Source organism: Priestia aryabhattai B8W22 (genome assembly GCF_000956595.1).
Lineage (GTDB): Bacteria > Bacillota > Bacilli > Bacillales > Bacillaceae_H > Priestia > Priestia aryabhattai.
In genome coordinates, this window is the sequence record NZ_JYOO01000001.1 from 292,689 (window position 1) to 306,217 (window position 13,529).

Annotated in this window: 14 protein-coding genes; 7 read left to right on the plus strand and 7 right to left on the minus strand. The window is 35.0% G+C overall.

Annotated features, from left to right (window positions below; all coding sequences use genetic code 11):
* Positions 1 to 19 precede the first annotated feature (19 nt).
* Entirely contained in the window at positions 20 to 1,516 is a 1,497-nt protein-coding gene (locus tag N178_RS01340) for a class I adenylate-forming enzyme family protein (RefSeq protein WP_045289860.1), read from the minus strand.
* 440 nt (positions 1,517 to 1,956) lie between these two features.
* On the opposite strand from N178_RS01340, the gene cax reads away from it, so the two are divergent.
* The 7 genes from cax (at position 1,957) to N178_RS01370 (ending at position 9,187) form a co-directional block, all read left to right on the plus strand.
* Entirely contained in the window at positions 1,957 to 3,000 is a 1,044-nt protein-coding gene (cax, locus tag N178_RS01345) for a calcium/proton exchanger (protein WP_045289862.1), read from the plus strand.
* Positions 3,001 to 3,396: 396 nt separating this feature from the next.
* Positions 3,397 to 3,654 carry a hypothetical protein gene (locus N178_RS01350; protein ID WP_045289864.1) on the plus strand — a complete coding sequence of 86 codons (258 nt, stop codon included), beginning with the start codon at positions 3,397 to 3,399 and terminating at the stop codon, positions 3,652 to 3,654.
* Between the two features lie 492 nt (positions 3,655 to 4,146).
* Positions 4,147 to 5,040 carry an AraC family transcriptional regulator gene (locus tag N178_RS01355; protein WP_045289866.1) on the plus strand — a complete coding sequence of 298 codons (894 nt, stop codon included), beginning with the start codon at positions 4,147 to 4,149 and terminating at the stop codon, positions 5,038 to 5,040.
* Positions 5,041 to 5,435: 395 nt separating this feature from the next.
* Entirely contained in the window at positions 5,436 to 6,836 is a 1,401-nt protein-coding gene (locus tag N178_RS01360) for a spore germination protein (protein WP_237758364.1), read from the plus strand.
* A gap of 30 nt (positions 6,837 to 6,866) precedes the next feature.
* A complete protein-coding gene (locus N178_RS01365) occupies positions 6,867 to 8,060 on the plus strand; it encodes a Ger(x)C family spore germination protein (RefSeq protein ID WP_045289868.1) in 1,194 nt (397 codons plus the stop codon).
* A gap of 61 nt (positions 8,061 to 8,121) precedes the next feature.
* Positions 8,122 to 8,271: a GerAB/ArcD/ProY family transporter gene (locus N178_RS27730; RefSeq protein WP_272946307.1), complete on the plus strand. Its 150-nt coding sequence runs from the start codon at positions 8,122 to 8,124 to the stop codon at positions 8,269 to 8,271.
* Complete coding sequence (locus N178_RS01370) at positions 8,240 to 9,187, plus strand: GerAB/ArcD/ProY family transporter (RefSeq protein WP_272946303.1); 948 nt, start codon at positions 8,240 to 8,242, stop codon at positions 9,185 to 9,187. The genes N178_RS27730 and N178_RS01370 overlap by 32 nt, the downstream gene beginning before the upstream one ends.
* A 12-nt stretch (positions 9,188 to 9,199) precedes the next feature.
* Here the strand turns inward: N178_RS01370 and N178_RS28085 are convergent, their stop codons facing one another.
* From N178_RS28085 to N178_RS01395, 6 genes are all read right to left on the minus strand, one after another.
* On the minus strand, positions 9,200 to 9,409 hold the full coding sequence (locus tag N178_RS28085) for a YczF family membrane protein (protein ID WP_475264686.1): 210 nt from the start codon (positions 9,407 to 9,409) through the stop codon (positions 9,200 to 9,202).
* A gap of 704 nt (positions 9,410 to 10,113) precedes the next feature.
* Positions 10,114 to 10,236, minus strand: coding sequence for a hypothetical protein (locus tag N178_RS27735; RefSeq protein ID WP_272946304.1), 123 nt, complete (start codon positions 10,234 to 10,236; stop codon positions 10,114 to 10,116).
* 315 nt (positions 10,237 to 10,551) lie between these two features.
* Positions 10,552 to 11,097: a polysaccharide deacetylase family protein gene (locus N178_RS01380; RefSeq protein ID WP_272946305.1), complete on the minus strand. Its 546-nt coding sequence runs from the start codon at positions 11,095 to 11,097 to the stop codon at positions 10,552 to 10,554.
* Between the two features lie 86 nt (positions 11,098 to 11,183).
* Positions 11,184 to 11,417 carry a hypothetical protein gene (locus N178_RS01385; protein WP_045289872.1) on the minus strand — a complete coding sequence of 78 codons (234 nt, stop codon included), beginning with the start codon at positions 11,415 to 11,417 and terminating at the stop codon, positions 11,184 to 11,186.
* A gap of 683 nt (positions 11,418 to 12,100) precedes the next feature.
* Positions 12,101 to 12,892 (minus strand): phosphotransferase, encoded by a 792-nt coding sequence (locus N178_RS01390; protein WP_045289874.1) that lies wholly within the window; start codon positions 12,890 to 12,892, stop codon positions 12,101 to 12,103.
* A 281-nt stretch (positions 12,893 to 13,173) separates the two neighbouring features.
* Positions 13,174 to 13,529 (minus strand): SDR family oxidoreductase (locus N178_RS01395; protein WP_045289876.1); only part of this gene is annotated, 356 nt, incomplete at its 5' end.

A 13,529-nucleotide genomic window follows, 5' to 3' on the forward strand; every position in this document is an offset into this window, starting at 1 on the left:
TCCGCGCTTTTAACACTCTTCATTTTAGTTCTCTTTTTAATACTTTACCGAGCTGATTTTTAGGAAGTTGATCAATAAAATAAACTTCTGGAACTTTGTAACTTGCCAATCGTTCTCTACAATAGTTTAGAATATCTTCTTTTGTTAAAGAAGAATGAGGATCCTTTACTACATAAGCTTTAGGTTTTTCTCCATAAACAGGATCTTCTACTCCTACCACAGCAGCTTCTATAACAGTATCCATTTGCTCAATTACTTCTTCGACCTGATCGGGATAGATATTATCGCCGCCATATACGATAACATCTTTATAGCGTCCCATAATATATAAAAAGCCGTCTTGATCTATCTTTCCAGCGTCCCCCATATAGAACCAACCGTCTCGTAGCACTTTGTCAGTCGCCTCTTGATTATGCCAATAGCCTTTAAAACAGTAGGGGCTTTTTATAATGATTTCTCCAACTTCCCCTGTTTTTACTTCTTGTCCTGACTCAGGATCAATAATTTTTACTTCTACACCGGAAAGAGGCTTACCCGCCGATTCAATTTTTTCATTTCCCATATCCGGTGTCCATACACTCACTGTCCATGCTTCTGTACTTCCATACCCTTGCATCATTCTAATGCCTAACTTTTCATACTCTTTAATAAGATAAGCAGGAACTTTTGCTCCTCCTGCAATAGCAACCTTTAGTGAAGAGCTCTTTGAATCCGCATTTTTCACTATTTCAAGCATTTGCATATACATAGAAGGAAACGCTAGCATCATCGTGATCTTATGAGTTTCAATCGTTTCCCAAATGATTTCGGGTGTAGGATCTGACAACAGAAATAACCCCATTCCGTTGGAAACAGACTTCAAAATATTATTAATAGAACTCATATGATAAAAAGGATGCGAGGCAAGAAATCGACCATCTTCTTCATAGTCTATTCGTTGACTCGATGGTTGTATATAAGAATACACATGACCATGCTCAATCATACAGCCTTTTGCATTGCCAGTTGTTCCAGAAGTAAAAAGAAGCATCGCAATGTCATCTTGAGAGACCTTTATATTTGGATTTAGTATAGAATACGCAGAAAAAATTTCATTATATTCTTCAGTTGTCTCCACACTATTTTTTCTTCCTACTTGTAAAGTAATAACGTCATTTAATAGTTCAGAATCAAAAGGAATAGCCTCATGAAATTTTTGGTCGTAGAAAATAACTTTAGGTTGTGCACTGTCTAAAATATCGATAATCTCATACTTCGTCAGCTGCCAGCTAATCGGAACCGCTACGGCTCCGATTCTTAATGCGGCTAGCAGAATCGTAGGAAACGGATGATTGTTTTGACAGAGAATTGCAATTCGATCCCCTTTTTTAATGTTATGGCTTAACAGGTAATGAGCGAGTTGATTGACACGTTCATTATATTCTTTAAATGTATGGAAAGATGTACTCCAAATTAAAGCCTCTTTTTCAGCAGATTGTGCAGCCCTTTGCTCTAATAGTTCTCCAAGTGTATACATGATAGCTCTCTCCTTTAATGATAATGACCAGTTTGAATCATATTTAAATGGTGCTTTATTCTAATTACTTTTAAATCTATAAACTACATTACCCGCAATTAACGTTAACGTAAACGTTAATTGTGGGTGTTTGAAAAAACCATATCTTTTTACCATGTAAAAGAGACATATTAGTTATTTAGAACAGACTATTCAATATACTTTGCAGCTTATGCTGAGGAGTTCATAGCGTTTGATCTTGTATGATTCTTTTCTTTTTTAACTTTGGCCCCCTTTGTATCAGCTATTACATATGTTCTCTTTCTATGCGTCGAGTTAATTGCTAGTTGCACTCTCCATGTGAATAACAAAAATCTTAAGAGTTATATTAATAAAAACGCTAAGATAATATAGAACTTCTCTTCTTGCTATAGGATCTATAAATGACCATGGAGGAAAATATGAATAAAGTCTTTTTCATTTTTATGATTATTGGTGTACCTCTTTCAATTATTGGCAGCATTTTTAATTGGAATTATATTTTCATGTTTTTTATTTATTGCGTGACGTTAATTAGTTTGGCTAATTACATTAGGCGTTCCACTGAAAGCCTTAGCGTTGTAGTAGGTCCAACAGCAGGCGGATTACTTAATGCTACGTTTGGCAACGCTGCGGAAATTATTATTTCATTTTTTGCATTAAGTAAAGGATTAAATACAATCGTCATTTCCTCAATTACGGGAGCGGTTCTTGTTAATCTTCTTTTTGCCAGTGGAATATCCATCATTGTTGGAGGAATTCGGTTTAAAAAGCAAAAATTTAGTGTGTTTAAAACACGACATAATACCTCCCTCTTAATGTTTGCTATTATCGTAACTTTTGTATTGCCATTTATCTTTGCAAAACGCTTGGATGATAAAGATATGCAGGTTCTATCCACTTCTTTTGCTATTGTGATGCTGACTATTTACCTGCTTGCTCTTCTTTTTAAACTTGTCACACATAAAGGGATTTTCACTGGAAACGCAGAAGAAAATGGAGAAGAACCAGAATGGGGAAAAAAGAAAGCAATCGTTGTGCTTGGACTGGCCACAATTGTACTAGCTTATATTAGTGAAAAACTTGTTGGCACCATTGAGCCAGTAGGTGATGCTTTAGGCTGGAATCACGTTTTTATTGGAATTATTGTTGTGGCTATAGTGGGAAGTGCTGCAGAGTACGTGTCAGCAATTGCAATGGCCTACAATAATAGAATGGACGTAATGGTGGAGATTTCCATTGGTTCAACCGTCCAAACGGCCATGTTTGTTGCTCCTATACTCGTTCTGTTCTCATACTCGTACGATTTCTTGCCCCTTGTGTTTAATACAGCGGAAATGATTGCGATGATCCTTGCCGCTCTCATGACGGTGACCGTTGTGAACGATGGTGATTCCAACTGGTTCGAAGGTGTTTTACTTGTTGGTACCTACATTGCAATAGGCTTCAGTTTTTACCTTTTATAAAATTACTATCGAAACAAAGCGGAAGTTTTTAAACATAATCAAAGTTTTGCTACATCAATGATGTATAAACGAGCCCTTCATAAGCAAGAGCTCGTTTTTTACGTGTGTTTTGTCTAAATAGAAGTATTTAAAGTATACTAAACACTTCTATTTATTAAATTGTTTTTCACTTTTTCGTCCAAGATCCTTCCGTATTAATATTTTTTCATCCAGAAAATTTTCTATCTTTTCCCCTTCCCTTCCATTTGCGGTTTTATTTTCATTTATAAAGTCGTCACTGCTACTTTTCGTTTTATACTTCCCTCGACCTGCTAAAATCAGAATCTTTCGTATCGAGCATTTAAAAATAAGTGGGTAGGTCTACCACTTTATCCGCCTAGCATAACGGTAGACTTATTGCATGACGGTCAAGCTACAGTTTACGCATCATGGAATGGATCAACAGAAACAGTCGCTTGGCAGGTACTGGCGGGACCAACACCTTTTAAATTAGCAGTAGTGGTATTTACTGCCCCTCGTACTGGATTTGAAACAGATATTCATGCTGAGACAGCTGGTCCCTATTTTCAAGTGAAAGCATTATACTCCTGCGGGAACGTCATTGGTACATCACCGACTACTTACGTGAAAATAAGACGAAATAGACGAAAGTGAGCATTAATAATCCTCTATTCGATTTTTAAAAATGTTCTTATACTGGATTCCCCCTACTTAGCAAGCCTAAGGTGGGGGAATCTTTAATTCTTGAAGAATATATTTAAAGCATATTGTAAATTGTATTCATAATTAGTACCAGAATCCCCTTTTTTAAATAATAAGCTTCTGATGAAAAAGGCAATAAAATTTACAATTCAGCGTTCTTAAGCATTTTTTGAGGTTAGATAAGATAATTCACTAAGTAACTTTTGATTTATAGTTTCATAATAATTAAGTGGACTTCCTCATAAAATCAATTCAAACTTTACCTTTAACTATGTATCAATATTATTAATTTACATAAAAAAAATTCACTATCTACACCCCTATAAAACTATACATCTCGAGGCGTATATTACAAAAACATCCTCATCTAAATGAATATAGCAAAAAATGTTAAGAACAAAGATTTGTTTGCTGTTATAGTGAACGTAAGGTGGGTGAATGTAAATGAATTATGTAACTTGTATACAGAGAACGCTAGATTACATTGAGGAAAATTTGGAGACACAAATTACTTTAGAGAAATTAGCAGAAATCGCTTGTTTTTCTCCTTTTCATTATCACCGTGTCTTCCAGGCCATGGTGGGAGAATCTGTGATGGATTACGTGAGAAAACGAAGACTTACACGCGCAGCAGAACGCTTATTTTTCACAGATGAAAAAGTCATTGATATCGCACTTGATGTTGGTTTCCACTATCAAGAATCATTTAACAGAGCGTTCAAAAAATTTTATGATGTTTCACCGAAACAATACCGTAACGCAAGGAGAATATCTGGACCGCTGCGGGGAAAAGCCTACCTAACTACCACACTTTTGTCAGGAGGAAATAAGATGGAACCAAGACTAGTCACTAAACCTGCTTTTTATGTCATTGGATATGAGCTAAAAACGAAGAACGAGGGTGGCCAGAATAACAAAGACATTCCTGAATTTTGGCAACAGTACATGCAAAATAGATTAGGCTCTAAAATCCCCAATCCCCTAAACGAAAACGCGGAGCTTGGCATTTGCACTGATTTTAATCCTGAAACGGGTGAATTTGTTTATGTAATTGGCATGGAAGTAGAGGAAGGCACTCCAGCGCCTGAAGGAACAGTTTACAGAAGCTTCCCTGAACTAGAATATGCTGTATTTACTACACCAAAATCAAATGAAGAATCCTTCACTTCTTCTATTCAGTCCACGTGGAATTATGTTTTTACAGAATGGTTCCCTGAATCAGGTTATGAGCACTACGGATCAATGGAATTTGAACTGTATGACAAAAGATGCTATGGTTCAGAGAATAAAGAGATCGACATCTACATTCCTGTAAAAAAACAGGCTGTTAAGGCATAAAAGAGAAAAGCATTCCAAGTAGAAATTCACTTATAATGTTGAAAATACTCCTATACAAAAGCCTAATCTCTAATCAATTAAATTTAAGAGAGGGCTTTTTATTCTTTTGCATTTGGAATTTTAGAATCAATCAATATGAATATTCACTTCATTTTTAATTATCGTAATGTACGATACCGGCTATAAAAACATCTTATATATTTTTCTCACGTACATATTTTTTACATTTTATAGGAATGATAACGTTACTCGTTGTATAACAAATATTCACTCATATAAAAGGTGGTAAAACGTGCGACAAAGATATCTTCTGAAAAGCCCTAACAAAGAAAAGACAACAGCTTGTTCAGCAACTCCCTTATATGATGATGTAAAATAAAAATATAGAGAGACTATTGAACGAATTAGGAAATAGTTCTGATGTATCGTTTCGAATGGTTGAGTCTCCGTATCAAAATACGTTAAAAGCAGCCGTTATTCACCTTGACGGATTAGCAGATGAAAACATTATAAATGAGAATATCATGACTCCTCTTATTCAGTGGTTTAAAGAAAGTAATCAAGTAGTAACCGTCGAAAAGATAGAAGAACAACTACCTCAAATATTGACTGTATCTCAATTGACTATAAAAGAAAATTGGCATGAATTTGTGTCGGCAGTTTTAACTGGTGATACGGTCATACTAATGAATGGAAGTTCTAAAATTTTCATTGGCAATACAAAAAAACTTCAGTCCCGCGCAGTAACAGAACCAACCAGTCAAACTGTTGTTAGAGGACCTAAAGATAGTTTCACAGAGAATTTAAGGACTAATACTTCTTTAATACGAGCTAGAATTCAGGATTCTAATTTACGTTTAGACAGCATGAAAATTGGAAGCGTAACCCAAACAGATATAGGGATCATGTATATTCAAGGGAATGCAGATAAACGAATTGTAGAGGAAGTCAAAGAACGTTTAAAAGAGATTAAGGTAGATGGGGTCCTCGAGTCGAACTATATTGAGGAATTTATCCGGGATGATAGGACAACTATTTTTCCACTTCTATTAAATACGGAACGACCTGATGCCGTTGTAGGAAATTTATTAGAGGGCCGAATTGCTATTATTGTACAAGGAACACCTTTTGTATTAATTGCGCCCGCTATTTTTTCTCAATTTTTTCAGTCTCCCGAAGATTATTATCAAAATTATTACATTTCTTCCTTTTTAAGGATCTTGAGATTTAGTTCTTTTTTTCTTTCTATGTATGCGTCTGCTATCTATTTAGCATTGATTACGCATCATCAGGGACTCATTCCAAACACATTAATGGTCAGCTTAATGGCTCAAAGAGAAAGAGTTCCTTTTCCAGCAATTGTAGAAATGTTAGTGATGGAACTAGCTTTTGAGATGTTGCGAGAGGCAGGAATCCGAATGCCTAGAGCAATCGGACCAGCAGTTTCAATCGTAGGAGCACTGATTTTAGGTCAAGCAGCTGTAGAAGCAGGTTTTGTATCAGCTGCTGTTGTGATCATTGTTGCTATTTCTGCCATCAGCAATTTTACACTGCCATCTACTAGCATTGTCAATGCGGCCCGTGGTTTTCGATTTATCCTGATTATAGTTTCAGCATTTATTGGCTTATATGGAATTTTGCTTATGACCTTATGTATATGTCTTCATATAAGTAGTCTAAGATCTTTCGGTATTCCCTATTTTTCTCCTTTTGCTCCCTTTGATTTTAAAGAGCAAAAGGATGCGTTAGCTCGATTCTCTTTACCATCTCTTTTAAGAAAACAACAAAATAAATAGAAACCACATAAAGATGAATGAGGATAAAAAATGAAAAGTTACCTTTCACTTTTATGGATCACTGCCCTTTGTTTATGCGTTTCAGGGTGTTCGAATTATCGAGAATTGAACCAAATAGGAGTCATCATAGGATTGGGAATTGATGAGAATAAAAATTCGGAAGAACCCTATAAAGTAACCTATCAGATTATTAACCCAAGTGGTTTGTCACAAGGCAGTTCGTCGGGAGGACAAGGTCTTCCTGTCATTAATTACACAGTAACTGCCAAAACGTTAGTGGAAGCATTAAAAAAAGCCTCTGTCGTCATTCCAAGAGAACATATTACTTCTCATCTTTCGCTTATCGTTGTAGGTGAAAAGTTAGCAAGAAATGACCTTAGCTTATTATTTGATGCCTTGGATCGAGGCAAGCAAGCCCGTACAAGTATTCCAGTTTTTATTGCACGTGATGGAACTGCTGAGAAATTGCTCGGTGTAATTGAACCTTTCGAGGTTACTCCAGTCAAAAGTATCCTAAGTACAACCCAGAACAATCAAAAAATGTACGGAATAGTTAGTAATGTACAAGCATATGAAGTTATTTCTATGCTTTTGAGTGAGGGAAAAGATCTATCTCTTCCTGGAATCACCATTAACAAGCCCTCTCAGAAGGCAGAAGAAGCAGGCAATTTAGACAATACCAGCCCAAGTGCTATGCAGGTAAACGGATTAGCCATGTTTAGAAAAGGAAAATTAGTTCGATGGCTAGATGGCGATGAGGCTCGATCTGTTCAACTTATTACGTCTGAAGTGAAAAGCACAGCCCTTGTTTTCCCTTGTAATATAAATGGGAATATCACAGTTACAGCGACTGGAATAAAAGGCCAAATAAAAACAGCAATCCGCCGTGGACAACCTTTCATTCATACAGACTTGAACATAATGGGAGAAATTACGGAAATATCATGCCAAAAAGATTTAAGCAACCCTAAGGTATTAAAAGAGTTGGAAAAAGAAGTCCAAAAGGAAATACAAAAGGAAATTACAAAAACTATTCACATCGCACAAAAAGAAAAGGCAGATATATTTGGCTTTGGTGATAGCTTGTCTCGAACTAACCCCAGTTATTGGCGCCAGCATAAACAGAATTGGGAGAATCTATTTTCAAGCGCTAAGATATCCACGAATGTGAACGTCAGTATTGTAAATACCGGAATGCGGACAAATCCTTATGAGGTAAATTAAATGAGGAGCTGAAAAAGCATTGACTAAAATAAAAATCGATGGGTTTCAACTATTTTGTATGATGTTTATCTTTATATTAGGCAGTACGTTACTTTTAGATATCGGAAAGGCTGCTAAGCAAGATGCATGGATAGTCCCCCTTTTAGCTACTATTTTTGGATGTGTACTTACTGTATTTAGTGTATATCTCCTTATACAAGAGATACCCTAACATTCCTTTGACCGGCTATCTCATTAAAATCTGGGGTAAATATGTAGGCAGTGCTATCAGCTTTTGTTATATTATATATTTTGTTTATATTGCTTCCAGAGTACTGCGTGATTTTGAAGAATTACTAATTAGCTCTTCTTACTATGTTACATCAATTATTACGCTGGGCATATGCATGACCTTTGTGTTAATTTATAGTATTCACTTAGGAATAGAAGCATTCGCACGAGTTACATGCCTATGTTTTGTTGTTATTTTACTGACTCTTTTTATATTAAATGTTTTGTATGTAGTGAGAGGCTATATCAAAGTGGAGAACCTTCAACCTGTATTAGCAAATGGATGGGGAAACATAGGGAAAGAGTTAGTCCCTCTTGGTATTACTGTTCCTTTCGGGGAATTGATTACCTTCACTATGATTCTTCCTTATTTGAATAAAAAAAGTCAGGCTGCAATAATTGGGTTATCCGCCATTATATCAGGAGGAATTGTCTTAACCATTAACTCGATTATTCTTTTGTGTGTACTCGGACCAGAGACTGTTTTAAGATCCTCTTTCCCGGCTCTTACAGCTGTGAGTTACATTAACATAGCTAGTTTTATTCAAAGGTTGGATACCTTTATTCTTATTCTTATGGTCATTTTAGGTTTTGTTAAGATAACCATCTATTTCTTTTGTGCAGTGATTGGCGCGGCTGATTTGTTTCGAATGAAATCTTCTGTTACAAACATTTATTTAATTGGCGGTGTCATTTTTTTCTCCTCACTGATGATTGCTCCTAGTTACCAAGCTCATATAAATGAAGGACTCAAAATTGTTCCTTATTTACTACACCTCCCTTTTCATATAGCAATTCCTATTCTATTGCTGATTACAGCATATATAAAACAAAAAATAAAGCCTGCCCTTTCATGACAAGGGAGGCTATTATTTTTTAAAAACAGGAAAAATGCTAACAGTAAGGAATATCAAAGCAAATAAAATAACTAAAAAATAATCTTCCCCACGGGCAATTACAAAATATTGTTTTAGGTTATAAAACGATTGAAACATATAGTTTCCCTGAAAAACGTCGATGAATACAATAAGAACATAAGCCCCCAGCAAAATGCATAAGGATGGAATTATTTTAGCCATTATATCAGCCTCACCTTTTTCTTTTAAATTGCGGTAAATAATATAAAAATATACAAGGCGTCTATGAGATTTAATAATATTTATTAAATGATGAAAAATAATTGATTTTCTGCAAAGCAATCTGTTATAAAAATTTAATGCAACAAGAATTGTGGACAATGAGCTCTAAGGAGCTTTGTTCACCCTAACTCACACTTCTATTTTTGTGAATTCTTAATAAATAGTATGAGCCTAGAAAAAGTAATCCCACATTTGTATAAACATAAAAGATAGATCCATACCAAACATTCTTTTGAGCCAATGAATCAAAAACATAATGAAAAGAGTGGTATAGCGCTACATAGATTAAACAAAGATTCCAGAAAATATTTTCTTCTCTAGAATAAATCTCTCTTAGTAATAAAAGAATGATCCACCAAAACACAAGTATGGATGATGTACTGAGTAAGTTAATTGGATAAGTCTTATAGTAAAAGAAATACGCGCTGCTATAAAATAAAAGCAGCGATAATACGAACATGAATAATGGTTTTCTAGAGTGTTTATTAGTAATAAAAAAGTATAAGCCAACTAAAACGGCAATAAAAAAGTAAAAACAATTAAACAGATTTCCCATCTTAAACCTCAAAATCTTTATAATTTAATACTATGATATTTAAATTTCTAATAAATTATTTTATGTATTGGGTCAAAAACACGGCACTTTATGCTTCCTTCCCTCTTTTATATGTATAATACTCAAAAACAGCAATCCCAAAGGAAACTCCAATAGCAGTTGGAAATGCTGTTAAAAGATTAAAATTAGAAGTAAACAGAATATTAATCATTAAGTTTCCTCCAAAGAAGATTAAAAAATATACAAAGAATTTCAAAATAACTTTTTTCAAGAACTACCCTACTTTCATAGATTTCGTTTAAATTGACTGCTGATTCAATCAACACAGATTTTAAAAATTACGAAATTATAAATATAACCAATATATGATTATATTACCATAAATTTTTACTGGCCATAAAAAAAACCTCTTTAAAAATAGAGGTTCTTTTTTTATAACAGACAAGATATTTAGTTACTGTAATAACAAGAATTAAAGTTTCATTTGCAAGCTTTAATAAAGATAATCCTCTAATCCTCTTACTACCTATAGCTTCTCTACCAATTCATCAACATGGACACAAGTGAATCCTTTTGTTTGCACTGTTTTTAATACATCTCTTAACGCATTAATTGTGTTTCTTGGAGCTTCAGATTCCGCCCCGAGCGTATCTCCGCAGTCGTGCAGCAAAATGACGTCTCCGCCTTTTATGTTCGCTAGACGTTGTTTAATCTTTTCGCTTCCGCCAGAGGTTCGCCAATCTTCCGCCATGATTGACCATAGAATAATCTTATATTTACCTCTTCTAATAAAATCGAAAAGGTTGAGCATTCCCCAAGGCGGGCGATAATAAATAGGTGTGACTCCAGCGATAGATTTAATCACCTTGGCTGTATTTTTAAGTCCATTTCTAACTTTCCAAGGCGACATAAACCAGTTGGAGTGATGTACGTAGTTATGAATTCCGATTAAGTGCCCTTCATTATGCATGCGCTGAATCAGTTCAGGGTACTTTTTTGCTTTAGTACCGACCACAAAAAAGGTTGCCTTCACCTCGTTTTTCTTCAATAGTTCTTCATGAGAAAAAAACACCTCCAAGTGACTGCTCGGTAATCCATACCTAGTTATCAGCTTGAAAGTGTTTTTTATTTATATAAAATCAGAGCCTGTCCAAATTATTAACAATTGCGTTTTCTTAATCTGCGAACGCTGATACTTTCTAAACTAGTCGTATTTCTATTACCTGAATTATCTTCCCATACTAAAAATCCGCCTTCTGCTCGAATAAACGTACCATTTCCATCAAGTTGTCTTCCAGCAGAAAAAACTTGAATTTTATCTCCTCTTCGAAAATTATCTACTATAGAGCGAGATTGAGATGTACGACGATCTCCACTACGACGTCCTGGCATAACTTCACCTCCTTATACGTTTATAGTACATACTATGAAAAAAACGAAAATTGGCATAAGCAAAGCGCGTAAAATCACAAAAAATATTTTACCAATTTAAAATTTGGCATATCTGTCCATAGTATTTCTGCAATCTCTCTTACATTCATTCCTAGTGAGTATAATGCCTCTTTCTAGAGCACATATAAAAAGCTAGCCTTTAGTACGTAACGGTCGTTTTTGTTACCGCAATTCAAAACTACACTGAACCTCTTTCATCTCGTAACACTGTTGTTGCATTGATTTATTGACTATAAGATATGATTAAGGTGTCCGGTGTATATAGTCTAAAAAGTTGTATCTTTTAAACACAAAAAAAGAACCCTCCACAATAGGAGGGTTCAAACAGGGTAAGTAAGAAAAAGAAATATACATGCATGTTCCTGGGGGGCACTACGCTTGTATAATCAACTTATACCCGCTATTCACTGATTGAAACCGTTAAAAACATTTCAAATAAAAATTAATAGTTAATCTATTGAATACAATTATTTGTCTTTAAGCTATGTATAATACAGTCTTCATAAAGCCTTAAATTCTCTTTACTCGCCCACTTACGCTGAATATATTCAATAGCTTTGTCTTTGTACTCTACCTGTTCTCTAATATTAATAATTCGCATGACCAGGGCTCCTCTATTAAAATTAAATCCATTCTTTCCTATGTTCATAAATGAATTTGATATCGTTTTGATAATGCTCAAGATGCCCTTCGTCTATCATTTTTTGAAACGCAATATCACCATCATTGGCTTTTCTTGTGATTGTTTTACATAACCCCTCTAATCGCAGCAATACCATTTCTAAATAACCTTCCTGTAATTCTTCGCCATAAGATTCAAAAAATAATTTCACTCTTCGCTTTCTATGTTGAGCATGCTGTGATGAATTATAATGAATTTTCTCACCTGTTTCAGAAAGATAAAATCTACTCAAAGGGACGCACGTATAAAGAGTATAAGCGATGTCCCAAAGTCTTGGCCCAGGTGCTGCAACATCAAAATCAATAATTCCTGTTGGTCTCTCATCATTAAAAATAATGTTGTATATAGCAAAATCATTATGACATAGTATTTCAAATGGTTTAGGCGTGTTATCTATTGATTTCCAGCTGTCATCAAATAAAAAATCACTCACTGAATCATGATAAAGACGGAGCATTTTCCCTATTTCTATCAAAACATCATCGGACCACATATATTTCTTCAAGGGATAATTACCAGCTTCACCTTCAATAAATGACAAGACCTCTCTCCCTTTTTCGTCAATGCCTAAAAATTTTGGTGCATAACTAAACCCCTTGTTTTCTAAATGCTTTAATAGCTTATGAAATTTATGACTATCTGATTTTAATTCTCGTCGTACAGTATCTCCCGAGCGATAAACGTTAGAGACATTCCCTCCTGTTAGCACTTCTTCGTCCTCAAAGCCTGACATATAAATATTCCCCCTGAATATACCCGATTTGTCGTCAATAAGTGAAAGTGATAAAACATTCATCATAATAAGATACCTTATTTTACTACTGATTTAGAAAAGCTCGTACTTTTTCTTTTATAGCCCATCAACAATCTTGAGACTGACTGATAAGGTGTAGAAACTCGGTTATCGTCATGTTACGTTACATTATAAAAAAGAATCTTCATTCGAAGATCCTTTTAACTGCTTGTTTCATACAAAAATTTCCTAAAAAAGTGGAAGACTACTACTATGTTAAATCACCAAAAGCCTCCATCTGAGTGAATAATTTGTCCGGTAATCCATTCTGATTCTTCACTTGCCAAAAAGATAACTAATTTCGCGGCATCTCGGGGCTCACCAAGTCGACCCATTGGGAACTTTGGCAGTAACTCTTCCTTTAACTTACTGTTCATCCAGCCAGTGTTAGTTGGTCCAGGATCTACAGCATTAACAGTAATTTTAAGAGGTGCTAATTCAATAGCAACTGATTTAGTAAATGTAGAAACAGCCCCTTTTGTTGCAACATAAGCCAAATTTCCAGGCTCAGGTGACTTGTCTTGACCTGATACCATATTAATAATTCGACCGCCATGCTTACCTTCGATTAGACGTG